Below are 22,165 nucleotides of genomic sequence, written 5' to 3' on the forward strand. Positions count from 1 at the left end.
CGCCCGGTTCGGGGGCAGAGTATGCCATGTTGCAGTCCGGTGACGATTGCCAGCGGGGCGGGAGTTTCGTATTTTGCCCGTCTGACCCATTCAACTGACATCCGAGGATTGAACATGGCCGACAACCGCCGCAGCCGCGTCGTGACACAGGGACTTGCCCGAACCCCCAACCGCGCGATGATGCGGGCGGCCGGCTTTCGTGACGAGGATTTCGACAAACCGATTGTCGGTGTCGGTAATGCGCACAGCACCATCACGCCCTGCAACATGGGCATCGGTGCCCAGGCGGAGCGGGCCAGCGAGGCACTTCGCGAGGCCGGTGCCATGCCGGTGAGCTTTGGCACGATCACCATCTCCGACGGTATCTCCATGGGCACCGAAGGGATGAAATACTCGCTGGTCTCCCGCGAGGTCATCGCCGATTCCATCGAAACCGTCTGCAACGGCCAGAGCCTCGATGGCGTGCTCGCCACCGGTGGATGCGACAAGAACATGCCCGGTGCCATGATCGGTATCGCCCGGCTCAATATTCCATCGATCTTCGTCTATGGCGGTACGATCAAACCCGGGCATTACAAGGGCCAGGACCTGACCATCGTCAGTGCCTTCGAGGCCGTCGGCAAGGCCGCCGCGGGCAACCTCTCCGATGAGGACCTCAAAGGCGTGGAGAAGAATGCCTGCCCCGGTGCCGGCTCCTGTGGCGGAATGTATACCGCCAACACCATGTCCAGCGCGTTTGAGGCCATGGGCATGAGCATCATGGGATCGAGCACCGTATCGGCGGTTGACGAAGAGGCCCATACCGTTGCCGCGCGCGCCGCCGAGGTCCTCGTGGACGCGATCCGGCATCAGCGCCTGCCCCGCGACATCATGACCCGCAAGGCGTTCGAGAACGCCGCGAGTGTGCTCATGGCGGTCGGCGGTTCAACCAACGCCGTGCTGCACTTCATGGCCATCGCCAGTGCCTGCGAGGTTGATTTCTCCATTGATGACATCGAGCGGATCCGCCAGCGCGTGCCCGTACTCTGCGATCTCAAGCCATCGGGTCGATACGTGACCAGCGAGTTCCATGAGGTGGGTGGAACGCCGCAGGTCATGAAGATGCTGCTGGCGAAAGGACTGCTGCACGGCGAGTGCATGACCATCACCGGGCAGACCATCGAGGAACTGCTGGCCGACGTGCCGGCGACCCCGCCCGCGGATCAGGACATCATCCGCGACTTCGACAATCCGGTTTATGCCGAGGGGCATCTGGCCATCCTGCGCGGCAACCTGGCCGAGGAAGGCGCCGTCGCCAAGGTCAGCGGCATCAAGAAGCGCCGCATCGAAGGCCCCGCCCGGGTATTCGACTCCGAGGAGATCGCCATGGAGGCGATCCTCAACGACAGCATCCAGGCCGGTGATGTCATCATCATCCGCTATGAGGGCCCCAAGGGCGGACCGGGTATGCGCGAAATGCTGGCGCCCACCTCGGCGATCATCGGCCGCGGCCTGGGGGATGCGGTGGGCCTGATCACCGACGGCCGGTTTTCCGGCGGCACCTACGGCATGGTGGTCGGTCATGTCGCGCCGGAGGCCACGGTCGGCGGCAATATCGCACTGGTCGAGGAAGGCGACACGGTGGTGATCGATGCCGACCACAACCTGCTCGAGGTCAAGCTCAGCGACGAGACGCTGGCTGAGCGCCGGAAGAACTGGCAGCCCCGCCCGCCGAACTACCGGCGTGGTGTCCTTGGCAAGTTCGCCAGACTGGTGAGCTCGGCCTCGTATGGTGCCGTGACCGACAAGGACCTGTTCAAGGACTAGCCCTCGGCGATCCGCCGCAGGTCCGCGGCCATGGCCGCCACGCTGTCGCTCGGGCGGAACAACGCCCGGGCATTGCCATCGGCGTCGAACACGTACATCGCGCTGGAGTGCGAGACGTTGTAGTCGCCGAACTCATTGGGCTCGTCATAGCCGAAGGTGGCGCGATAACGCTTGGTGAGCTCGCGCAGCGTCTCGACATCCGCCGTGGCTCCGCTGACCCGGTCGCTGAAGAAATCCGTGTAGCGCGCCAGCTTCTGCGGGTCATCACGGCCGGGATCCACCGAGACGAAGAGCACCTGCAGATCGCTGTCGAGCCCCTTCCCCGCCGCTTCCGTCGCCGCCGCAATCCGGGCCATGGCCGTCGGGCAGACATCGGGACAGTGGGTGAAACCGAAGAACATCACCGTCGGCGCACCCGCGAGATCGGCCTCGGTCAGCGTCTCACCGTCCTCGCCGGTCAGCTGGAAGGCCAGATCCGGCAGCAGCCCCTCGATCCCCTTGGTCTGGTAGTCACGCCCACCACAGGCCACCAGCAGAAGACCCAGGGCCAGTACGAGCAGCCGCGGCAGGAGCCGCCGGTCAAGCCTTTTCATCATCCCTCTCCAGACGGAATGCCAGCACAATGATCGCGGCGGCGACACTCATCATAGCCGCCGGAATCCAGGTAATCAGCCCACCAATCTGCTGATCAAGCATCGGGTCGATGGGGAACGCTCGCCCGCAGACATCGTAGATCTCGAACAGATTCTGACCACTGAAGGTGATGTAGGCGCCAAGCGCGATCTGCGGCGGCATGATCAACGCCAGCACCAGGATACGGCGCCCGGGGCTGAGCCGGGGCGTGATCCCGCGATCGCCACGCTCGAAGATGAGCCACCAGAACAGCAGACCATCCACGACCATGGTCCAGTTCATGAACCAGTACAGGTCGATGCTGAGCATGGCGTCGAAGTGGATTTCCGGAGTCAGCCAGAAATAGATCAGCCCCACGAAAAGGAAGCCCGCAATGAAGGGCTGCTGCAGGATCCGGTAGACCACCCGCAGCGCCCGGAAAAACGGCCGCAGCCCGCCATCGGGCAGCCGACGCACGGCGGCCGGCAGACCAGCCGCAAGCACGGCGGTCGGCATCGACAACGCGATCAGGAAAGGCCCCAGATGATGGAGTATGAGGTGCTGCAGGCGGTGTGCGGCGAACAGGAACTGCGAGTAGTAGTCGTAATGTGTCTGCGTCACGGCATAGATCAGCCCGACCCCCGCAAAATAGGACAGCGCCGGCCAGAAGCCGGGACGGGCACCGCGCATCATCCCTGCCGCATAGATCACCACGGCCAGGGCGCAGGCGATGAAGACCGGCGCCGAGGGCTCCCACGGCCGCAACCATTCCACCAGCGTTGTCATCGAGCCGGAAGCCTGGCGACACCCTGCATGCGGGCATAGGCCTCGGCGGTGATCAGCACCGCCACGCGACTGGCCGGATAGAGCGCACCGGCTTCCTTCATGTCACCCATGAGGCGCGCCGATTTCGCATCCCCCGGCGCATCAATATCAACCACAAAGAATTCCCGATCCTCCTGCAGCGCATGCCGGACACGCTTGAAGGCGCGGAAGGCCGTTCCCTTCGCGGCTCCGTTCATGCGATCGATCTGGCGCAGGCCGAGCACCGGTTCACCCCGGTATTCGAAGGGCGCTTCACTGAATTGGTCGGTCATCCGGGACACCTCCGGAGGCTTACCTCGGGCATTGGCTCGCGTAAACTCTGCGGTTTGCAATGACCAGCATTCGATCAAGGAGAATGCAATGGAGTTCATCCAGGATTATGCCCTGTTCCTCGCCCGCGTGCTCACCCTGCTGGTCGCCTTCGCGATCATCCTGGGCATGCTCGGCGGCATGGCCGGCAGGCGCCGGGGCCGCCAGCGCGAGCAGCTTGAGGTGGAGCCGCTCAACCGGCGCTACGAGGCGATGAGCCGGCGCATAGAGCAGGGCATCCAGACCGCCCGCCCCCGCCTGTTGCAGCGCCTGCGCGAGCGGCGTCGTGAGAAAAGGCGCCGCCAGGGCGGTGAAGGTCGCCTGCCGAGGCTTTTCGTGCTCGATTTCGATGGCGACATTCGTGCCACCGCCGTGGATGCCCTGCGCGAGGAGGTCAGCGCCATCATCGCCACCGCCAGGCGGGACGACGAGGTACTGCTGCGCCTGGAAAGCCCCGGCGGCATGGTGCCGGGCTACGGCCTGGCGGCCAGTCAGCTCGCGCGTCTGCGTGAAGCGAATATCCGGCTGACCATCGCCGTGGACCGGGTCGCCGCCAGCGGCGGCTACCTGATGGCCTGCGTGGGCGACCGCATCGTCGCCGCGCCGTTTGCCGTCATCGGCTCCATCGGAGTGGTCGGCCAGCTGCCGAACTTCCATGGGTTGCTAAAGCGCCACGATATCGAGTTCGAGCTGCATACCGCGGGTGAGCACAAGCGCGACCTGACGGTCTTCGGCGAGAACACGGATGAAGGCCGTGCCAAATTCCGCGAGTCACTCCAGGAGGTGCATGATCTGTTCAAGCACCATATCAGCCGCTACCGGCCGAGGCTCGCCCTCGACAGCGTGGCGACCGGCGAGCACTGGCTGGGGGAACGCGCGCTGGAGCTCGGGCTGGTGGATGATCTCGGCACCAGCGATGACCTTCTGCTTGAGCGCCGTGAACGCATGGAACTGATCGGCCTCACCTGGCACCCGACGCCCTCTTTCCGCCGCCGGCTCTCGGTGGTGGTGGAATCGCTGGCCGCCCGCTTCAGCGGCCTTTCTCGAGCCAGAATGTAAACACGCCCTCAGCCTCTTCCTGCTGAAGCAGGGTGTTGTCGGTGGTGTCACAAAAGCCGCGGAAGTCGATCACCGAGTGCGGATCGGTGGCCCTGACCCGAAGGCGTTCGCCCGGCGCCATCTCGCGCAGCGCCTGTTTCGTCCGGAGGATGGGAAGCGGACAGTTGAGCCCGCGCAGGTCCAGATCGCGATGGTCATCAACCTGTGAAACGGAGGCCATGGAGACGGTCCTGTTACGGCGCGTATACTGGAGCCCATTATACGCGAACAGCATCGGGAGACGCCGTCATGAGTGATGAGCGCCAGGCGGAGGATAACCTCCGCGACGAGCAGGCCCCGGCATCCCGGCCAGGGCATGACCCCCGGCCGGTGAGTGACGCCCGCCTGCGGGAAGAGGTAAGCCGTGAGGAGGTCGAGAACTATCGCAAGCAGGCCGATGAGGCGCATGCGAACTGGTTTTCGGTGATGAACAACCCTTATGGCAAGGACTGAGCCAGCAAGGAGCCCGAGATGTCCGAATTGAAGGGGATCCCTGTCGTTGTCAGTGGCCAGAAGGTCAGCAAGCCCAATGGCGTGCGGGCCATCAAGAACGGCATCAAGACCCAGCGCGACACCGCCCCCGCCGGCCGCGGCGACAAGCCCGACTGGCTGCGGGTCAAGATCCCGACCGGTGAGACCTACCAGAAGGTCCGCCAGACCGTGCGTGAACACAGGCTGGCCACGGTCTGCGAGGAGTCCATGTGCCCGAACATGGGGGAGTGCTGGAGCGCCGGTACGGCCACCATCATGCTCATGGGCGATGTCTGCACCCGGGCCTGTCGGTTCTGTGCGGTCGACACCGGTAATCCGCGCGGTTGGCTCGATGAGAATGAACCGGCCGGCGCCGCCGAGACGGTGGAGCTCATGGGCCTGAAATACGTGGTGCTCACCTCGGTGGACCGGGACGACCTGGATGACGGCGGCGCGGCTCACTATGCGGCCTGCATCCGCGAGATCAAGCGGCGCAACCCGCAGACGGCGGTCGAGGCGCTGACGCCGGACTTCAACGGGCGCCACGAGGCGATCAACACCGTGGTGGATACCGGCCTCGAGGTGTTCGCCCAGAACGTCGAGACGGTGAAACGGCTGACGCACCCCGTACGCGATCCCCGCGCCGGCTACCAGCAGACGCTGGATGTGCTTGCGTACGCCAAGGAGCGGCGGCCGGACGTCCTCACCAAGACCAGTCTCATGCTGGGCCTTGGCGAGACGGATGAGGAAATCATCGAGACCATGGATGACCTGCGCGCCATCGGTGTCGACATCGTTACTTTCGGCCAGTACCTGCGGCCGACGGTCAACCACCTGCCCGTGGACCGCTATGTCACGCCCGAGCAGTTCAACCGCTACCGCGAGATCGGTCTCGGCAAGGGCTTTCTGGAGGTCGTATCCGGCCCGCTGGTGCGCTCCAGCTACCGCGCCGATCGGGTCCTCGAGAAGAACAACGTGGGTCTCGATCGAGCTGCTGGGGAGGGCTGAGCCCGATCTAGTAACGGCCCTCGATGCGCTCCTCCGGAGTAATATGAGGAATCGGGGTGCGTTGCGTCTCCTGCGCACCACAGATCAGATCCACGGCCCGGTCCGCTGCGTCCTGGAAGGGCTCGAGCACGGTATCAGCGCCGCGCCGCTGTAGCTCTTCCGTCTCCAGGTCACTGTGGGACGCAACGGCGATTTTCCCGCGAAATGGCTCCGCGCGGATGACCTGCATCAGGGTATGTCGACTGTCCTCACGACTCAGCCCGGTGGGGTGGCGGGGTACCGTACTGACGACCCACCGGGCGTTTTCGAGGGGTAATGAGCCAATGAACTCGGGGTCGGTCGCATCCCCGTATTCGGCATGCAGCCCGAGCTGTTTCGCCCGCCGGATTGCACTGGGGTTGAAGTCCACGCCCAGAACGGCAAACCCCCGCCGCTGCAGCCGAAGCCCCAGGGCCGTACCGAAGCGGCCCATCCCGAAAATGAGGATATCAGTGCCACCAATATGCTCGTCGGCCTGTCCGCCAGGCTCACGCGGCGTCTCGGCGCGCTCGAACATCCATAGATGCCGCCCGAGGTGTTCATAGAGCCAGTGAGAATAGGTGATCATGTAGACGGACACAGCGATGGTCACCAACCCGACCAGCGTCACCAGGCCCAGCGCCTGCTCGCCGACATGCCCCAGGGCCAGCCCCATGCTGATGAAGATCAGGGAGAATTCGGAAATCTGGGCGACTGTGAGTCCAGCCAGAAAGCCGGTTCGCCGCCGATAACCCATCGCGCCCATGATGGCGAGCACGATCAGTGGATTGCCGATCAGGACGAAGGCGGAGAAGACCAGGGCCTCGCCAAGACTGTCTCCCAGCAGACCCAGATCGAGCGTGGACCCGAGCGAGATGAAGAAGAAGAGCAACAGAAAATCCCGCAGCGGCGCCAGCCGAGCGGAAATCGTCTCGCGGTAGGGCGTCGAGGCCAGTGATATACCGGCCAGCAGGCCGCCCAGCTCCTTACCCAGACCGATGACATCCGCCACCGTCGCGAACACCGTGGCCTGGGCAATGGCGAAGATCACCAGCAGCTCCGGCGCATGGGCGAGGCGGCCGCTGAGCGGATTGGCCACGTAACGCACGAAAAGCACCACCAGGCCGACCAGGGCGATGCCGGCCAGCAGCACCATGGCGATCTCTCCGGCGCCGCCGCCATCCGCTCGACCACCAATGCCCACCGTCGAGAGGACGATCATGGCAAGCACCACCACCAGGTCCTGGACGATCAGGAAGCCCAGGGCGATCTGGCCATGTAGCGAATCGATCTCGCGCTTGTCCGATAGCAGCTTGACGATGATGATCGTACTGGAGAAGGTAAGTGCGACAGCCACGTAAAGGGACGTGACTGCATCCATGCCCATTGCCAGGCCGATCAGGAAGCCGATGCCGGCGGTGAAAGCCACTTGGCCGAGGCCGGTGACGAGGGCCACCGCACCCAGGGAACGGACGAGCTTGATGTCCAGCTTGATGCCCACGAGAAATAGCAGGACGGCGATACCGAGCTCGGAGAGCAGCTCGATCTGGGCCTCGGCATGGACAACATCCAGCATGGAGGGGCCCGCCATGATGCCCACCGCGATGAAACTCACGATCAGCGGCTGGCGCAGAAGGAGACCGGCAAAGCCGACAATCGCCGCGAGCATGAGCAGCGTCGCGACCTCCGCAAAGGCGGAATGCAGCATCAAATCCATGATCCCGATCCTCCCGTCTGATTCGACGCCCCCCACCCGGTCCCGAGGGCGATCCTCATGAGCCAAATCCTGCTTGCCACCGACCTGAGCACTCGCGCCGAGCGTGCCCAGCGGATGGCGCTGCTCATCGCCCGGGAGACCGGATCGGCGCTGAAACTTGTCTATGCGATCGATAGCGATCAGCCCGCTGCGATGGTCGAAGCCCAGCGCATCCAGGCCGAGTCAATGTTACAGCGCCTCATGGCGACGATCGAGAAGGCCGATCAGGTGGCCTGTTCGGCCGAGGTGACGACCGGCAGCGGCGTCGACGCGGCGATACAGGCCGCCGTGGATCGAGAGACGATGCTCATCGTGCTCGGCAGCCATCGCAAGCGTCAGATCCGCGACCTGTTCCTCGGCGGCACCTCGGAGCGGATACTGGCCCGCACCGATGTGCCCATCCTGGTCGTGCGGGCGGCGCCGGTCGCCCGTTATCGCAGGCTGCTGTTCGCCACCGATCTCTCGGACGCATCCATGTCGGCCGCCAGAAAGCTCGCCGCCCATCCGGTCACCGCGGAGGCGTCCACGACCATCGTGCATCTGGTCGGCACCGAGGAGCAGTCACCGGTCGCGCAGAATCAGATGAGTGACACGGGCCGTGACGCGCTGATGTCCAATGAGCAGGCCATGGCTTCACAGCGGCTTGAGCGATTCGTCGAGCGCGCAGGGCTGGATGCGGTCTCGCGGCGGGTTGAGATTGACAGCCGGCCGACAGCCACGGCACTCATTGCACTGGCTTCGCGGGAGGGTGCGGACCTGATCGCGCTCAACCCGAGGCGGGCCACGGGCATTGAAAGCTTCCTGCGCTACAGCGTCACGACCCGCCTGCTGAATTCATCGCCGGTGGACTTACTGCTTTTCTGATCAGCCGATGAACGGTGCCAGCACCACCGGCAGATAGGCATCCACAAGCAGGACGGCGAACAGCGCCATGAGATAGACGATGCTGTAGCCAAACGAACGCATCGGCAGCGAACGGTCATCGGGACGGGCCAGCAGCGCATAGCCGAACCACAGATAGCGTGCCCCCAGCGCCAGCGCTCCGACCAGATAGATCGGCCCGCTCATGCCCGTGGCGAACGGCAGCATCGTCACGCCCACCAGCAGTACCGTATAGAACAGGATCTGCCAGCGGGTGTAGCGGTCACCATGGGTCACCGGGAGCATGGGGATATCGACGCTGGCGTATTCCTCGCGCCGGTGGATGGCCAGCGCCCAGAAATGCGGCGGCGTCCAGGTGAAGATGATCAGGAACAGCAGCAGCGCATGGGGATCGATACTGCCCGTGACGGCCACCCATCCGAGCACGGGCGGCGCGGCTCCCGCCGCTCCGCCGATGACGATGTTCTGCGGTGTCGCACGCTTGAGAAAGAGCGTATAGACGAACGCATAACCCATCAGCGACCCGGCGGTCAGCCACGCCGTCAGCGGATTGACGGCGAAGTAGAGCAGCGCGAGTCCGCTGATGCCGAGGGTGCCGGCGAATATGCTCGCATGGGCAGTGCGCAGGTGACCGGTCGGCAACGGCCGACCCTGGGTCCGCTTCATGCGTGCGTCGACACGGCGATCGACGAGATGATTGATCGCCGCCGCCGACCCGGCCGCCAGCGCGATGCCGATATTACCGACGATGAGCGCGTTCCAGGGCAGACTGCCAGGGCTCGCCAGCAGATTGCCCACCACCGCGGTGAACACCATCAGCGCCACCACGCCCGGCTTGGTCAGCTCGTAGTAATCACGCCAGTGGTGCAGCAGATGCTGCAGGGGTGGCGCGTCGTCGGCGGCCCGGGTTGTGCTCGCTTCCAGCGTGCGACTCATGATTCTGCCAGCGGTCGGTTCACGTGAATGACGGTTACCAGTACGAGGAGCAGTACAGCAGCTCCCGCATTGTGCGCGACGGCCAGTGTCAGGGGCAAGCTGTAGACCACGTTACCAATGCCAATCGCCAGCTGAAGGGCCAGTGCCAGCCCGACGGCGATCCCCAGGGCATGGCCGATTCCGCCGGCGCGCCAGAGCCGCCAGGCCAGGAATCCAAGCACCAGTGTCACGACGATCGCCCCGACGCGATGCACCAGGTGGATCGCCATACGGGCGGGATGATCAAGCACGCCGAACTCATAATTGACCCCGAGGCCTCGCCAGAGCACGAAGCCTTCCGAGAAGTCGGCACGCTCCGGCCAGTATTCCCCCAGACTGCAGGCCGGAAACTCGTTACAGGCCAGCGCCGCATAGTTCGTGCTGGTCCAGCCACCCAGTGTGATCTGCCCCACCGTCGCCAGTACGGCGGCCGCAATCACACCACCAAGGCCCGCCGTCCCGGCCAGCCGGCCGGTTCCTCCCAGATAGTTGCAGCGCAGGGTGACCCACCAGAGCAGTGAGAGCGTTGTCAGGCCACCCAGCAGATGGGCCGTCACCACCGCCGGCTTGAGCTGCCAGGTGACCGTCCAGGCCCCGAGGATGGCCTGGAATGTCACGATGCCCACCAGCAACAGTGGCACCTTCCAGGGCTGCCCCGGCCGATGACGCTGGCGCCAGCCGAAGATGCCCAGGGCGAGGATCATGAGCCCGAGGATGCCGGCGAGATAACGATGGACCATCTCACGCCAGCCCTTGCCGATATGCACCGGGGTGTCCGGAAAGGCCTCGTTCGCCGCCGCGATCGCCTCCGGCGTATTGGGCACATCCCATTGCCCGTAACACCCCGGCCAGTCGGGACATCCCAGGCCTGCATCCGTCAGCCGGACCCAGGCGCCCAGCACGACCACACAGAGCGTGACGGCCGTGGTCAGGAGACTCAGTCGGAAAAACCAGGGATGGGCTTTCATTGGGCTGTGGCCTCCTCAAGGGCACGTCGCTCCGCCTCTTCCTTGGCCAGGCGCAGGAGTTTCTCGAGATCGTCCAGGAGTCCCGAGGCATCAAGGGGCACCGGATAACGCATCACCTGGTAACCGCGATAATCAACAATCTGCGCGGCGATCGGTTCACCTTCGTGCAAGGCGAGGCGCTCCACCGTGGCAACCGGCGCGGCCAGGTTGAGTATGCCGGCCGCCGGCTCCACGACGGGTCCGGACCGGCCCTCCGGCTGCAGGACCACCAGCCGGACCCTTTCAATGTCGCGGTCGAGGGCGATACGCACACGGTTCAGTGCATCCAGACGTTCCAGACAGGTCTCGCCACAGGCCTGCATCTGTGGCATCACCACGAGCCAGTCGCCTGCCAGAACGGGAACTGTCCCGTCCACTGCCTGCCACTGACCGGGCTCGAGCTGCACCGGCGGCTGAACCAGATCACCGTTATTGGTGAACGTCCCCGGCCGCCAGTCACTGAAGACCATCACCATGGCAGCCAGTGTGGGCAGAATGAAAATCGCCAGCAGGGCGATGAGCTGCCAGCGTCCCTTGGCCCATCCCATCAGGTGGTGCCTCCTCGTTGTTCGCGTCGCGTATTCACGATCAGCCAGATCAGGGTGAGCGCCCCCGCCAGCGAGAACCATTGCACGGCATACCCGTCATGCCGCTCCGGGCCGAAGCGCCAGGCGTCACGCCCCGTCCGCTGAGCCACGGCCTCGTTCGTGAGGGCCCCCTCGACCAGCAGGTAGTCACCCAGCGGGTAGTCCAGCGTCGACTGCATGTAGTCAAAATCCATGTACTGAATGCGTCTTGGCCACTGCATCGGCTGATCCGAGGGATCGCCCAGCCTCAGGCCCACCGACGGCCCGCGGCTCACCCGGCCGGTCACGGGCCCTTGCGGATCGACGGGCGGTAGCGCCGGCGGCGTCTGCCGATCGCCCACGATGGGCACGAAGCCGCGGTCGACGAGCACGGCCCGATCAAGCCCGTCGAGACGCAGCGGCGTCAGCACGCGATAACCGACCTGCCCGTCCTGAATTCGATTATCGAGCAGGAACTGGTGCGCCTCATCAAACGTCCCGTTGGCCGTGACCCGGCGATATTCATGTGTGGCCAATGTGGCCGTCACCTCATTCAGATCCACCACCGGCGCCCGGGTCGCCGCCGCGCGCTCGGCCAGCATGGCCCGCTTCTGATCGGCCCGGTCGAGCTGCCAGTGACCGAGACTCAACAACAGCATCAGCAGGAGAAGGTAGGCAGCGGTCGGCAGCAGCCGAGGCGCGAATACATAGCCCGCGATATGTATGCCGCTGGACCCGGACGCCAACTCGGTCAGCACCCCGATCTTGCTTTATACTCGCCCGACGCCGAAAAGGACTCTGCAATGGATCTCGCAATTCGTATCGCCATCCTGGTCACGCTCTTCGTCATTATTGCGAGCCTCGGTTCCGGTCTCTTCTACCTGATCCGGGACCGCGGTCAGTCCAGGCGCACGCTGAATGCCCTGACACTGCGGATCACGCTCTCCGTCATCCTCTTTCTGCTGATCCTGCTCGGCTACGTCACCGGCATCATCACGCCCAACCTCACCCCTTGACCCCGGCGCAGCCGGGCCGTGCGCCAGCGGGTCAGAGGATATAGACGAAGATATAGAGGCCCAGCCAGACCACGTCCACGAAGTGCCAGTACCAGGCGGTGGCCTCGAATCCGAAATGCGATTCAGGCCGGAAGTGGCCTTTCATGCAGCGCACCGCGATGACTCCCAGCATGAGTGTGCCTATGAGCACATGCATGCCATGGAACCCGGTGAGCATGAAGAACGTCGAGCCGTAGATGCCGGTTTCGAGCCGGAGGTTGAGGTGTGCGTAGGCCTCGTAGTACTCGTAGGCCTGAAGGCCGATGAACAGCACGCCAAGCGCGATGGTCGCCCACATGAAGCCCACCAGCTTCTGACGGTTGCCGTCTTTGAGCGCATGATGGGCGGCCGTCAGGGTCACACCGGAAGTGAGCAGAATGAGGGTGTTGATCGTCGGCAGCGGCCAGGGCCCCATCGGGCGCCATTCCATCGCTGCATTCGCGGGACCTGCCGTAGGCCATGTCAGAGCCACCGAGTCCCAGATCAACCGGCTCGTGGCGGGATCCTCTCCAGAGAGCCACGGCACGGACAGCACACGGGCGTAGAACAGTGCGCCAAAGAAGGCCGCGAACAGCATGACCTCCGAGAAGATGAAGAAGATCATGCCCCAGCGCAGGGAACGGTCGACCTGGTCACTGTAGAGCCCTCTGAGCCCCTCGCGCACCACGTCACCGAACCAGCCGACCACCATCCAGAGCGTGATCAGCAGGCCGGCACCCAGTACCCACGGGCCGGCACCGATACCCTCGAGATAGAGTGCGATGCCGACCACAAGGGCCGTGACGCCCACGCTGCCGATGATCGGCCAACTGCTTTGGTGCGGTACGTAATAACCGCCTTCTGCCTGCGCCATGCGCTGTCCTCTCTCTCCCTAACCCCGACCGCTAGAGGCGATCGAGAAAGACTCCCAGGTAGATGCCCAGGACGACCAGCACGAGCAGGAACACCGTCCAGCGGATGTTCCTGCGTGTGCGTCGACCCACCTCACGATTGATCATGAATCAGCGGATGACCGGTGGCGTGTCGAAGGTGTGATGTGGCGCCGGGGACGGTACCTCCCACTCGAGCCCCTCAGCACCTTCCCAGGCACGCGCCTCTGCCTTCTCGCCGCCACGAATGCACTTGTAGAGCAGCCAGACAAAGATCAACTGGGCGAAACCGAACCCGAAGCCGCCGATGCTGGACACCATGTTCCAGTCTGCGAACTGAACCGAGTAGTCGGGAATACGCCTCGGCATACCGGCCAGACCCAGGAAGTGCTGCGGGAAGAAGAGCACGTTCACGAAGATCACCGACAGCCAGAAATGCCACTGCCCGAGGCGCTCGCTGTACATATGCCCCGTCCACTTCGGCAGCCAGTAGTAGGCCGCCGCCAGGATGGCGAACACGGCACCGGTCACCAGGACATAATGGAAATGCGCCACCACAAAGTAGGTGTCGTGATACTGGAAGTCAGCGGGCGCGATCGCCAGCATCAGCCCCGAGAACCCACCGATCGTGAACAGGAACACGAACGCCAGCGCGAACAGCATCGGCGTCTCGAAGGTCATCGCGCCACGCCACATGGTCGCCACCCAGTTGAACACCTTAACGCCGGTGGGCACGGCGATCAGCATCGTGGCGTACATGAAGAACAGCTGACCGGCCAGCGGCATGCCCACCGTGAACATGTGGTGGGCCCAGACGATGAACGAAAGGAACGCGATGGACGCCGTGGCGTAGACCATCGAGCTATAGCCGAACAGCGGCTTGCGGGCGAAGGCCGGAATGATCGTCGAGATGATTCCGAACGCCGGCAGGATGAGGATGTACACCTCGGGATGCCCGAAGAACCAGAAGATGTGCTGGTACAGCACCGGATCACCGCCGCCGGCCGCGCTGAAGAAGGAAGTGCCGAAATACTGGTCGGTGAGCAGCATGGTGATGGCACCGGCAAGCACCGGCATCACGGCGATCATGAGGTAGGCGGTGATCAGCCAGGTCCAGACGAACAGCGGCATCTTCATCAGCGTCATGCCGGGCGCCCGCATGTTCAGGATCGTGGCGATGACGTTGATCGAGCCCATGATGGAGCTGATACCCAGCACATGGATCGCGAAGATCACGAACGGAAATGCGGTACCCGTCTGGAGCATGAGCGGCGGGTACATGGTCCAGCCACCCGCCGGGCCACCACCCGGCATGAACAGCGTCGACAGCAGGATGGCGAAGCCGAAGGGCAGCAGCCAGAAACTCCAGTTGTTCATACGCGGCAGGGCCATGTCCGGGGCCCCGACCATCAGCGGGATCATCCAGTTGGCCAGACCGGTGAAGGCCGGCATCACTGCGCCGAAGATCATCACCAGCGCATGCATGGTGGTCATCTGGTTGAAGAAGTAGGGATCCACCACCTGCAGGCCAGGCTGGAAGAGCTCGGCTCGAATGACCAGCGCCATGGCGCCGCCGACCAGGAACATGGCCAGCGAGAACAGCAGATACATCGATCCGATGTCCTTGTGATTGGTGGTCACCAGCCAGCGCTTGAACCCGGTGGGCTCATCGGCGTGATGTGCGTGGTCCTGGGTTGTTGCCGTCATCTCAACCGTCTCCCCTGAATGATTCCCGCTTACCGCGCGGCCAGTTCCTCTCCGGCCTCGGCTGCATCCGAACCGTCAGCCGTCGTGCCGGGTTCGCCATCGGCCTGCTGCGCGGCAAGCCAGGCTTCGAATTCGTCCTTCTCAAGCGCCTCCACCACGATCGGCATGAAGCCATGATCACGACCACAGAGCTCTGCGCAGCGCCCTCGGTAGACGCCGGGCTCCTCAATGACCGTCCAGGTCTCGTTGACGAAACCCGGAATGGCATCCTTCTTCCAGCCAAGGTCGGGCATCCACCATGAGTGGATCACATCCGCGGCGGTGATCTGGAACTTGATGCGCGTATCCACCGGCAGCACCAGCCGCCGGTCGACGTTCTGCAGATAGTTCGGCACCGACGCCGGATTGATGCCGGAGTGGAGCTGCCGGGCCACGTCACTGTCCGTCGCCAGGCGGCTGAGGAACTGGACATCCTCGCCCATATACTCATAGCCCCAGAACCACTGGTAGCCCGTGATCTTCACCGCCATCTCCGACTCGCTGGTGTCGTCGAGGTCGATGAGGACGCGGGTGGCGGGGACCGCCATCGCTACCAGGATGACAAGAGGAATGACCGTCCAGAGCACCTCGACAGTGGTGCTGTGATGGAACTTCGCCGGCTTCACACCCCGCGATTTCCGGTGCCGGAAGATCGAGTAGAACATCGCACCGAAGACGCCGAGACCGATCACCACGGTAATGGTGAAGATCGTCATATGGAGGTCGTAGATCTCCTGACTCGATTCGGTGACGCCGCGGGTCATGTTGATCAGACTGAAATCCGCGAGGGCCGGTGTGGCCAGCAGCATGAGGCCTGCCAACAGGCCGGAGCGCCCGAAGCTCCTCCTGGCGATCATGTTTGTCATCCCGTTCTGTCTCCCAGACTGTTCGAGGGGGCGACGGAGAGCGCAGCCTGCGCTTCGTCGCCCGCGGTGGCCGGCACGGCGCCATCATCACCACAACGTGCCATCGGCCCGATACAACGGCCGAGCTCCCGAGCCAGGCTGCGCCGCTCCTCCGGCTCGAGGAAACCGCCGATGACCAGCTCCTGCCCGCGCGAGCGCAGGAGAAGCTGCGTCTCTTCCCAGCGCCGCGGTAACCGGCGCAGCACCACTTCGGTCCACGCCCGATCCATGTCCCAGGCCTGCTCCACGCGGCCCCTGCCCTTCTCCACGCGGACCGCGTTGCCAACCACATGGATGAGCTCACGATCCAGCGACCGGCGCGCCGAGGTGTAGAGCGCGACCCCCAGGGCGGTCAGCTCCAGGCCCGCGAAAGGCAGGACCGGCCAGAACCCCATCCAGGTGCACACCAGCGCGATCCCCAGGCAGACTACGCTCAGACCCGCGAATATCCGCATCGTCTGGCCCCAGTCCGGGGCGATGTTGGGCGCCAGGACGAACCGGCGCCCGCTGTATCCCTCGCTTGTGCTCCGGGTGCTCATGTCAACGCTCGCAGTCGCGCATCGAATTGACGGTCGTCAAGTTTAGATAACTCGGCGCCCGGAGAAAAGCGGAATTCCTGCTCATTGCGCTTTTCAGCGCGTTCGGCGTGGCATCGACAGCGTATCCACGGGTACCCGCACCTCGCCGCTCTCCGCCTTGATCTGGGTCTGTGCGTCGGTCCCCCAGGCATGCCCATAGGCCACTTCCCAGGTGGCCGGGAGTCGGCCATCAGCGTCCCGGAGGTGGTTGTAAGCGGCCTCCATGGCACGCCAGCGGCGTGGTGTGGTCAGCCCGCGCTGACGGGCCACAAGCGCATTCCGCAGCCCGAGGGCATCCAGATCCCCCACCAGGGCCGGGACATCGCTATAGGTGAGCGTGAAATGCTCCATGTCCATGACCGGATCGGCCAGTCGGGCATTGACGAGGGCATCCCCGATATCGTGCATATCGACGAACCCATGGACATGGGGGGTGGCATCGACTGTCTGCCAGGCGCGCCGGAGTTCATCCAGGGTATCCGGACCGAAGGTGGCGAACATCAGCACGCCACCCGGCCGCAGGATACGCTGCAGCTCCCGTGCCGTGGCGCTCAGGTCAGGCACGCGATGAAATGCCAGGCTGGAGAAGACCAGATCAAAACTGTCATTGCGGAACGGCAAGCGCTCGAGCCCGCCACAGACCCCGGGGGGACGCCGCCAGCGGCCACCGCGGCGACGGGCCTTCGCCACCAGGGGCGCGGCCAGGTCCATTGCCACATAGCGGGCGCCGGGATAACGCTTGCGGAGGGCCTCGGTGTTGATCCCCGTGGCGCAACCCAGATCGAGCATGGCCTCGGGCTGCAGCCGGATGTAGTCCAGCCGCTCCACCAGTCGCCGACCGACCTCGCGATAGAGCACCGCGGCGCCGTCGAATCGCGTCGCAGCACGGTCCAGCCGGCGGCGGAGGACCCGTGGATCAAGCCGGAGGGGGTCGTTCTGAGCATTCATCCGCCCATGCTGCCATATTCCACCATCGGTCCGCAGATGCCGCCCGGCGCTGGCGCCATCGACCGGCACGCGGCAGCCTGGTCCCGTGAACCGCGCTCCATCGCCAATCACTCGTTCCCCGACATGGCGCTCGCCAGGCCGCCTTGAGCACTGGCTGCATAACCTGCTGGACGGTCGCTGCCGTTTCTGTGCCGCGCGCAGCCCTCGACACCCCCTGTGTGCGGGCTGCCGCGAGGATCTCCCCTGGATCACCGCGGCCTGCCGGCGCTGCGGCCTGCCACTGGCGAGCGGGGCGAGCGAGTGCGCCGGGTGCCTGAGCAAGCCGCCCCCCTTCGACCGCACCCGGGCGCTATGGACCTACACCGATGGCGTCGATCGATTGATCCGTGCCTTCAAGCTGCGCGGGGACTTCTCCGCCGGGCGTCTGCTCACGAGCATCGCGGCCGGCGCCATGCGCGAGCGGACCACCCCCTGTCACGCCCCGCTGCTGCCCATGCCGCTCCATCCGGTGCGCTATCGTCAGAGGGGATTCAATCAGTCGGCACTGATTGCGGGCTGGCTGGGTCCGCCAGTGATCGGGCGACTCGTCCAGCGCCGACGAAACACGCCGCCGCAGCGTGGCCTCGACGCTGCCACCCGCCAGCGTAATCTGTCAGGAGCCTTTCGGCTGCAATGTCCACCGCCAAGGTCCGTGGTGCTGGTGGATGATGTGCTGACCACCGGGGCCAGTCTGCGGGAGCTGGCGAACTGCCTGCGGTCCGGCGGCACGGAGCGCATCGAGGTCATCGTCCTCGCCCGGGCCATCTAGCCGGTGAACAGATAGGACAAGACGATACCGGCAAAGATGATTCCGCCGTAGACGTTGTTGTTGAGGAAAGCCCGGAAACTCCCCTCTCGACTGCGATCACGGATGAGCCACTGCTGATAGGCGAACAGGCCCGTGGCAAGCCCGAGACAGAGGAAGTAGATCGCGCCCAGACCCGCACGCCAGCCGATCAGTGCCAGCAACAGCGTCATCAGCACCTGCAGCAGGCCGATCATCAGCCGGTCCTGGCGCCCGAACAGAATCGCGGTGGATTTGATGCCGATCTTCAGGTCGTCATCCCGGTCGACCATGGCGTATTCGGTGTCGTAGATCGTTGCCCAGACCACGGCGGCGACGAAAACCAGCCAGGCCATCGCCGTAACCTCGCCGGCCTGGGCGGCGAAGGCCATGGGCGCAGCCCAGCCGAAGGCGGCACCCAGGTGCACCTGGGGCAGGTGTGTATGGCGCTTCATGAACGGGTAGCTGGCCGCCAGCGCCACCCCCACCAACGACAGCAGCACGGTCAGGCGATTCATGAGCAGCACCAGCCCGAACGCCACCAGACAGAGTACGGCAAACAGGTTCAGCGCTTCCCGTTCGGTTACTGCCCCAGTGGTCAGCGGGCGTTCTCGGGTGCGCTTGACGTGACGGTCAAAGTCCCGGTCGGCATAGTCGTTGATCACGCAACCGGCGGCACGCATGACCAGCACCCCCAGCACGAAAACCACCAGCACACCGGGTCTTGGCCAGCCCTCGGCAGCCAGCCAGAGCGCCCAGAGCATCGGCCAGAGCAACAGGAAATTGCCGATGGGCCGATCCAGCCGGGCGAGCCTTGCGTACAGCAAAAGCCGCTGGCGCAGATCAGTCGCTGGCATGGGAGAGCTCCTCGAGCAGGGGTTGCAGAAACACTTCGGTGACCAGGAGCGGCCGGCCGGCGATCCGGAAGACCGAACGACGCGCCCAGCGGGGCGTATCTCCATGGGCCGCCGCACGGGCGCCCAGACGTGAGCTGGCCTTGAGCGGCGCCACTTCGATGGTGCCCCGAACCACGGGATAGCGGCCGAACAGCAGGGCCCCCAGCGGCTGACGGCCCAGCGAACGGATCCGGCGGAGCGGGCCGCGCAGGCTGGTGCCCGGAATGACGCTGCGCGCGTAAACCAGCGGCCGATCCGCCTGGCAGAGCAGCACCTCGCGCAGCCAGAACCACTCATGAACGGGGCGGCCCAGACGCCGGCGCTCATCCGGCCAGGCACGCCCCCAGCGCTCATCCATCACACGGACCCGAAAGGCCTCACCGGCCAGGGCGCGCAGGCGGCGGGTGAGCGAACCGGGCTCGTCCAGCCAGTCACGCAGCGGTCCGTTCCCCGGCCGTGCACTCGGCACGCCCCGCGGGCGCCAGTTACGGAGCCCGGGCTCACTCATGCGTTCATTGTCCTCATACCTGAGCGTATCGCTCGCCTTCTCCTACCCAGCGGCGAATGAGCTCGCTCACCGCCTCAGGATCATCACGCAACAGCGCCGGCGCGGCGGATTGCACCGAATCCAGCAGATCTCCATCACGCAGCAGATCCGCGATCCGATACGACAATGCACCGGTCTGCCGGGTGCCGAGCACCTCGCCCGGGCCGCGGATCTCAAGATCACGCCGGGCGATGCGAAAGCCGTCGTTGCTCTCGCGCAGGATGCCCAGTCGGGAACGGGCGGTCTCGCCGAGCGGCCCATGATACAGAAGCACGCAGCTGCTCCGGGTCTCGCCGCGCCCTACCCGGCCGCGGAGCTGATGGAGCTGGGCAAGCCCCAGCCGCTCCGCGTTCTCGATGATCATCAGCGAAGCATTGGGCACGTTCACCCCGACCTCGATCACCGTGGTGGCGACCAGCAGGTCGACATCAGCCGACTCGAAGTGGCGCATGACCGCCTCTTTTTCCGCCGCCGCCATGCGGCCATGCACGAGGCCCACCCTGATATCCGGCAGCTGCGCCTGCAGAAGCGCCGCCGTCCCCTCGGCAGCCTCGGCCTCAAGCACATCCGAGTCCTCCACCAGGGTGCAGACCCAGTAGGCCTGACGGCCCTCCGCGCAGGCCGCGCGGATGCGCTCGATCACCGCCTCCCGGCGGGTATCCGGCAGCGCGACGGTCTGCACCGGCGTACGCCCCGGCGGCAGCTCATCGATCACGGAGGTATCGAGATCGGCATAGGCCGTCATGGCAAGGGTGCGCGGAATGGGTGTCGCTGTCATGACCAACTGATGCGGCTGGCTCTCACCATTGCCCTTGTCGCGAAGCGCAAGGCGCTGATGCACTCCGAATCGATGCTGCTCGTCGATCACCACCAGCCCAAGCGCCCGGAACACGACGTCGTCCTGGAACAATGCATGGGTCCCGATGAGCACCTGAACGTCGCCGGAGGCCAGACCAGTGAGCGTCTCCCGCCGTCGCGCCGCGGCGCTGCGCCCGCTGAGCCAGCCAACACTGATCCCCAGGGGCTCGAGCCAGTTCCGGAAACTGCGCTCATGCTGCTCGGCGAGCAGTTCGGTGGGCGCCATGATGGCCACCTGCCACCCGGCGGAGACGGCATGCAGGGCCGCCAGCGCGGCGATGACCGTCTTGCCGGAACCCACATCGCCCTGCACCAGGCGAAGCATCGGTGCCGCCATGGACAGATCGGCCATTACCTCGTCATGCACCCGGGTCTGGGCGGCGGTCAGTGCGAAACCCAGCTGGTCCAGGAATCGCCCGACCAGCGCATTGTCCGCCCGGATGACGGGTGCCGGCATCGACTGGCGTTGCTCAGCACGCAGCCGCAGAAGACTCAATCGGTGGGCCAGCAGTTCCTCGAAGGCCAGTCGCCGCACGGCCGGATGCAGGCCGTCGAGCAGCGCCTGCGTGTCGGTATCCGGCGGCGGCGCATGCACTGTGGCAAGGGCGTCGATCAGGTCGGGGAGTCCCAGTGCGTCGCGCAATGCCGCGGGCAGCCATTCGGTAACGGCGCCGGGATGGGCCAGTGCCGCGGCGATGGCCCGACGCAGGGCATGCTGGGTCAGCCCATCCGTCGCCGGATAGACCGGCTTGAATTCGCCGTCCGCCATCGGCGCGTCGGCCTCGACACGCATCCAGTCGGGATGCACGATCTGCAGCGTGACGGGACCGGACCGGGCCTCGCCAAACACGCGCAGGCGAGTACCCCGCGCCAGCTGACGCTGCTGATTGCCGTAGAAGTGAAAGAACACCAGTTCCAGGCTCCCGGTGCCGTCGCTCATCCGACACACCAGCCGGCGTCGGCGGCCGCCAACCACTTCGCTGGCCGTCACCTCGCCCTCGACCAGTGCCGACGTACCGGGCGTGAGCTCGCCGATATTGAGAACCCGGGTCCGATCCTCGTAGCGCGATGGCAGATGGAACGGCAGATCCTCGAGACGGACCAGCCCCAACCGGGCCAGCTTTTCAGCGAGCCGGGGCCCGACTCCCGACAAACGGGTAACGGGCATGCCCCCTGCAACGGCGGGCTCGGCCATGGACTAGCCGGCGTCGGCCAGACTCAGGATGGCCTCGACTTCCACCATGGCGTCCTTGGGCAGCTCGGAGACGCCGATGGCTGCCCGGGCGGGGTAGGGCTCAGCGAAATATTCCGCCATGATCGCGTTGACCGTGGCGAAATGCCCGAGATCGGTCAGGAAGATCGACAGCTTGCAGATCGATGCGAGGTCTCCACCGGCTGCCATGCAGACGTTATGCAGGTTGTCGAACACCCGGCGGGTCTGCGTGTCGATATCCGCGCCCACCATGTCCATGGTCACCGGATCCAGTGGAATCTGCCCGGAGATGAAGACCAGCTCCCCCACCTGGACCGCCTGCGAGTAGGGGCCAATGGCGGCAGGGGCCTGATCGGTCTGAATGATTCGGCGGGTCATGACGGCTCCTTGCAAG

General features: G+C 65.0%; 25 protein-coding genes. 7 read left to right on the plus strand and 18 right to left on the minus strand.

Annotation, left to right across the window (positions count from 1 at the left end; genetic code table 11):
• Positions 1-114 precede the first annotated feature (114 nt).
• Positions 115-1,806 (plus strand): dihydroxy-acid dehydratase, encoded by a 1,692-nt coding sequence (gene ilvD / locus V6X63_RS03900; RefSeq protein WP_367978182.1) that lies wholly within the window; start codon positions 115-117, stop codon positions 1,804-1,806.
• Here ilvD and V6X63_RS03905 read toward each other — a convergent pair.
• The 3 genes from V6X63_RS03905 to V6X63_RS03915 are packed head-to-tail and all read right to left on the minus strand — an operon-like array spanning position 1,803 to position 3,515.
• Positions 1,803-2,399 carry an SCO family protein gene (locus V6X63_RS03905; protein ID WP_367967274.1) on the minus strand — a complete coding sequence of 199 codons (597 nt, stop codon included), beginning with the start codon at positions 2,397-2,399 and terminating at the stop codon, positions 1,803-1,805. The genes ilvD and V6X63_RS03905 overlap by 4 nt on opposite strands.
• Entirely contained in the window at positions 2,386-3,204 is an 819-nt protein-coding gene (locus V6X63_RS03910) for a cytochrome c oxidase assembly protein (RefSeq protein WP_367967275.1), read from the minus strand. The genes V6X63_RS03905 and V6X63_RS03910 overlap by 14 nt, the downstream gene beginning before the upstream one ends.
• Positions 3,201-3,515 (minus strand): ORF6N domain-containing protein, encoded by a 315-nt coding sequence (locus V6X63_RS03915; RefSeq protein ID WP_367967276.1) that lies wholly within the window; start codon positions 3,513-3,515, stop codon positions 3,201-3,203. The genes V6X63_RS03910 and V6X63_RS03915 overlap by 4 nt, the downstream gene beginning before the upstream one ends.
• Positions 3,516-3,603: 88 nt before the next feature.
• On the opposite strand from V6X63_RS03915, the gene sohB reads away from it, so the two are divergent.
• The gene (gene sohB / locus V6X63_RS03920; protein WP_367967278.1) at positions 3,604-4,611 is read left to right on the plus strand and encodes a protease SohB; all 1,008 of its coding nucleotides are present in this window, start codon (positions 3,604-3,606) and stop codon (positions 4,609-4,611) included.
• On the opposite strand, the gene V6X63_RS03925 is transcribed toward sohB, so the two are convergent.
• Positions 4,583-4,831 (minus strand): sulfurtransferase TusA family protein, encoded by a 249-nt coding sequence (locus V6X63_RS03925; protein WP_367967280.1) that lies wholly within the window; start codon positions 4,829-4,831, stop codon positions 4,583-4,585. The two genes, sohB and V6X63_RS03925, sit on opposite strands and share 29 nt — an antisense overlap.
• 68 nt (positions 4,832-4,899) lie before the next feature.
• Here V6X63_RS03925 and V6X63_RS03930 point away from each other — a divergent pair, with 68 nt between their 5' ends.
• Together V6X63_RS03930 and lipA are read left to right on the plus strand one after the other, a co-directional pair.
• Positions 4,900-5,103, plus strand: coding sequence for a hypothetical protein (locus V6X63_RS03930; RefSeq protein WP_367967281.1), 204 nt, complete (start codon positions 4,900-4,902; stop codon positions 5,101-5,103).
• A gap of 18 nt (positions 5,104-5,121) precedes the next feature.
• Positions 5,122-6,129, plus strand: a complete 1,008-nt coding sequence (gene lipA / locus V6X63_RS03935; RefSeq protein WP_367967282.1) for a lipoyl synthase — start codon at positions 5,122-5,124, stop codon at positions 6,127-6,129.
• Positions 6,130-6,136: 7 nt separating this feature from the next.
• Here lipA and V6X63_RS03940 read toward each other — a convergent pair whose 3' ends face one another.
• Positions 6,137-7,864, minus strand: a complete 1,728-nt coding sequence (locus V6X63_RS03940; protein ID WP_367967283.1) for a cation:proton antiporter — start codon at positions 7,862-7,864, stop codon at positions 6,137-6,139.
• 57 nt (positions 7,865-7,921) lie between these two features.
• Here V6X63_RS03940 and V6X63_RS03945 point away from each other — a divergent pair, with 57 nt between their 5' ends.
• Positions 7,922-8,767: a universal stress protein gene (locus V6X63_RS03945; RefSeq protein ID WP_367967284.1), complete on the plus strand. Its 846-nt coding sequence runs from the start codon at positions 7,922-7,924 to the stop codon at positions 8,765-8,767.
• On the opposite strand, the gene cyoE is transcribed toward V6X63_RS03945, so the two are convergent.
• From cyoE to V6X63_RS03965, 4 genes are read right to left on the minus strand one after another with little or no spacing between them, the layout of a single operon-like run.
• Positions 8,768-9,721, minus strand: a complete 954-nt coding sequence (gene cyoE, locus V6X63_RS03950; protein ID WP_367967285.1) for a heme o synthase — start codon at positions 9,719-9,721, stop codon at positions 8,768-8,770.
• A complete protein-coding gene (locus V6X63_RS03955; protein ID WP_367967286.1) occupies positions 9,718-10,728 on the minus strand; it encodes a COX15/CtaA family protein in 1,011 nt (336 codons plus the stop codon). The genes cyoE and V6X63_RS03955 overlap by 4 nt, the downstream gene beginning before the upstream one ends.
• Entirely contained in the window at positions 10,725-11,315 is a 591-nt protein-coding gene (locus V6X63_RS03960) for a hypothetical protein (protein ID WP_367967287.1), read from the minus strand. Before V6X63_RS03960 ends, V6X63_RS03955 begins: the two co-directional genes overlap by 4 nt.
• Positions 11,315-12,079 (minus strand): SURF1 family protein, encoded by a 765-nt coding sequence (locus tag V6X63_RS03965; RefSeq protein WP_367967289.1) that lies wholly within the window; start codon positions 12,077-12,079, stop codon positions 11,315-11,317. The genes V6X63_RS03960 and V6X63_RS03965 overlap by 1 nt, the downstream gene beginning before the upstream one ends.
• Positions 12,080-12,136: 57 nt before the next feature.
• Here V6X63_RS03965 and V6X63_RS03970 point away from each other — a divergent pair, with 57 nt between their 5' ends.
• Positions 12,137-12,349, plus strand: coding sequence for a twin transmembrane helix small protein (locus tag V6X63_RS03970; RefSeq protein ID WP_367967290.1), 213 nt, complete (start codon positions 12,137-12,139; stop codon positions 12,347-12,349).
• A 31-nt stretch (positions 12,350-12,380) separates the two neighbouring features.
• Here the strand turns inward: V6X63_RS03970 and V6X63_RS03975 are convergent, their stop codons facing one another.
• From V6X63_RS03975 to V6X63_RS03995, 5 genes are all read right to left on the minus strand, one after another.
• Positions 12,381-13,241, minus strand: coding sequence for a cytochrome c oxidase subunit 3 (locus V6X63_RS03975; RefSeq protein WP_367967292.1), 861 nt, complete (start codon positions 13,239-13,241; stop codon positions 12,381-12,383).
• A gap of 148 nt (positions 13,242-13,389) precedes the next feature.
• Positions 13,390-14,964: a cytochrome c oxidase subunit I gene (gene ctaD / locus V6X63_RS03980; RefSeq protein ID WP_367967293.1), complete on the minus strand. Its 1,575-nt coding sequence runs from the start codon at positions 14,962-14,964 to the stop codon at positions 13,390-13,392.
• A gap of 29 nt (positions 14,965-14,993) precedes the next feature.
• Positions 14,994-15,860, minus strand: coding sequence for a cytochrome c oxidase subunit II (coxB, locus tag V6X63_RS03985; protein ID WP_367978183.1), 867 nt, complete (start codon positions 15,858-15,860; stop codon positions 14,994-14,996).
• Between the two features lie 5 nt (positions 15,861-15,865).
• The gene (locus V6X63_RS03990) at positions 15,866-16,447 is read right to left on the minus strand and encodes a DUF2244 domain-containing protein (RefSeq protein WP_367967295.1); all 582 of its coding nucleotides are present in this window, start codon (positions 16,445-16,447) and stop codon (positions 15,866-15,868) included.
• Positions 16,448-16,540: 93 nt separating this feature from the next.
• Positions 16,541-17,434 carry a methyltransferase domain-containing protein gene (locus tag V6X63_RS03995; RefSeq protein WP_367978184.1) on the minus strand — a complete coding sequence of 298 codons (894 nt, stop codon included), beginning with the start codon at positions 17,432-17,434 and terminating at the stop codon, positions 16,541-16,543.
• Between the two features lie 85 nt (positions 17,435-17,519).
• On the opposite strand from V6X63_RS03995, the gene V6X63_RS04000 reads away from it, so the two are divergent.
• Positions 17,520-18,242, plus strand: a complete 723-nt coding sequence (locus tag V6X63_RS04000; protein WP_367978185.1) for a double zinc ribbon domain-containing protein — start codon at positions 17,520-17,522, stop codon at positions 18,240-18,242.
• On the opposite strand, the gene ubiA is transcribed toward V6X63_RS04000, so the two are convergent.
• Genes ubiA through V6X63_RS04020 form a run of 4 tightly spaced genes read right to left on the minus strand, consistent with a single transcriptional unit; the run spans position 18,239 to position 22,149 of the window.
• Positions 18,239-19,099, minus strand: coding sequence for a 4-hydroxybenzoate octaprenyltransferase (gene ubiA / locus V6X63_RS04005; protein WP_367967857.1), 861 nt, complete (start codon positions 19,097-19,099; stop codon positions 18,239-18,241). The genes V6X63_RS04000 and ubiA overlap by 4 nt on opposite strands.
• Position 19,100: 1 nt before the next feature.
• The gene (locus tag V6X63_RS04010) at positions 19,101-19,661 is read right to left on the minus strand and encodes a chorismate--pyruvate lyase family protein (RefSeq protein ID WP_367967298.1); all 561 of its coding nucleotides are present in this window, start codon (positions 19,659-19,661) and stop codon (positions 19,101-19,103) included.
• Between the two features lie 13 nt (positions 19,662-19,674).
• Positions 19,675-21,726: an ATP-dependent DNA helicase RecG gene (gene recG, locus V6X63_RS04015; RefSeq protein WP_367978186.1), complete on the minus strand. Its 2,052-nt coding sequence runs from the start codon at positions 21,724-21,726 to the stop codon at positions 19,675-19,677.
• A gap of 30 nt (positions 21,727-21,756) precedes the next feature.
• Positions 21,757-22,149, minus strand: a complete 393-nt coding sequence (locus V6X63_RS04020) for a RidA family protein (protein ID WP_367967300.1) — start codon at positions 22,147-22,149, stop codon at positions 21,757-21,759.
• Positions 22,150-22,165 lie beyond the last annotated feature (16 nt).

It is taken from the genome of Spiribacter onubensis (assembly GCF_040838425.1).
Classification (GTDB): Bacteria; Pseudomonadota; Gammaproteobacteria; order Nitrococcales; family Nitrococcaceae; genus Spiribacter; species Spiribacter onubensis.

Bases quoted from the DNA above. Each gene is read 5' to 3' on its own strand.
- lipA (WP_367967282.1), top strand. From the start codon at position 5,122: ATGTCCGAATTGAAGGGGATCCCTGTCGTTGTCAGTGGCCAGAAGGTC.
- V6X63_RS03945 (WP_367967284.1), top strand. From the start codon at position 7,922: ATGAGCCAAATCCTGCTTGCCACCGACCTGAGCACTCGCGCCGAGCGT.
- V6X63_RS03930 (WP_367967281.1), top strand. From the start codon at position 4,900: ATGAGTGATGAGCGCCAGGCGGAGGATAACCTCCGCGACGAGCAGGCC.
- V6X63_RS03905 (WP_367967274.1), bottom strand. From the start codon at position 2,399: ATGAAAAGGCTTGACCGGCGGCTCCTGCCGCGGCTGCTCGTACTGGCC.
- V6X63_RS03940 (WP_367967283.1), bottom strand. From the start codon at position 7,864: ATGGATTTGATGCTGCATTCCGCCTTTGCGGAGGTCGCGACGCTGCTC.
- V6X63_RS03975 (WP_367967292.1), bottom strand. From the start codon at position 13,241: ATGGCGCAGGCAGAAGGCGGTTATTACGTACCGCACCAAAGCAGTTGG.
- coxB (WP_367978183.1), bottom strand. From the start codon at position 15,860: ATGATCGCCAGGAGGAGCTTCGGGCGCTCCGGCCTGTTGGCAGGCCTC.
- V6X63_RS04010 (WP_367967298.1), bottom strand. From the start codon at position 19,661: ATGAGTGAGCCCGGGCTCCGTAACTGGCGCCCGCGGGGCGTGCCGAGT.
- V6X63_RS04020 (WP_367967300.1), bottom strand. From the start codon at position 22,149: ATGACCCGCCGAATCATTCAGACCGATCAGGCCCCTGCCGCCATTGGC.
- V6X63_RS03995 (WP_367978184.1), bottom strand. From the start codon at position 17,434: ATGAATGCTCAGAACGACCCCCTCCGGCTTGATCCACGGGTCCTCCGC.
- ilvD (WP_367978182.1), top strand. From the start codon at position 115: ATGGCCGACAACCGCCGCAGCCGCGTCGTGACACAGGGACTTGCCCGA.
- V6X63_RS03960 (WP_367967287.1), bottom strand. From the start codon at position 11,315: ATGGGATGGGCCAAGGGACGCTGGCAGCTCATCGCCCTGCTGGCGATT.
- V6X63_RS03970 (WP_367967290.1), top strand. From the start codon at position 12,137: ATGGATCTCGCAATTCGTATCGCCATCCTGGTCACGCTCTTCGTCATT.
- ctaD (WP_367967293.1), bottom strand. From the start codon at position 14,964: ATGACGGCAACAACCCAGGACCACGCACATCACGCCGATGAGCCCACC.
- V6X63_RS03915 (WP_367967276.1), bottom strand. From the start codon at position 3,515: ATGACCGACCAATTCAGTGAAGCGCCCTTCGAATACCGGGGTGAACCG.
- V6X63_RS03925 (WP_367967280.1), bottom strand. From the start codon at position 4,831: ATGGCCTCCGTTTCACAGGTTGATGACCATCGCGATCTGGACCTGCGC.
- cyoE (WP_367967285.1), bottom strand. From the start codon at position 9,721: ATGAGTCGCACGCTGGAAGCGAGCACAACCCGGGCCGCCGACGACGCG.
- V6X63_RS03910 (WP_367967275.1), bottom strand. From the start codon at position 3,204: ATGACAACGCTGGTGGAATGGTTGCGGCCGTGGGAGCCCTCGGCGCCG.
- V6X63_RS03990 (WP_367967295.1), bottom strand. From the start codon at position 16,447: ATGAGCACCCGGAGCACAAGCGAGGGATACAGCGGGCGCCGGTTCGTC.
- V6X63_RS03955 (WP_367967286.1), bottom strand. From the start codon at position 10,728: ATGAAAGCCCATCCCTGGTTTTTCCGACTGAGTCTCCTGACCACGGCC.
- sohB (WP_367967278.1), top strand. From the start codon at position 3,604: ATGGAGTTCATCCAGGATTATGCCCTGTTCCTCGCCCGCGTGCTCACC.
- recG (WP_367978186.1), bottom strand. From the start codon at position 21,726: ATGCCCGTTACCCGTTTGTCGGGAGTCGGGCCCCGGCTCGCTGAAAAG.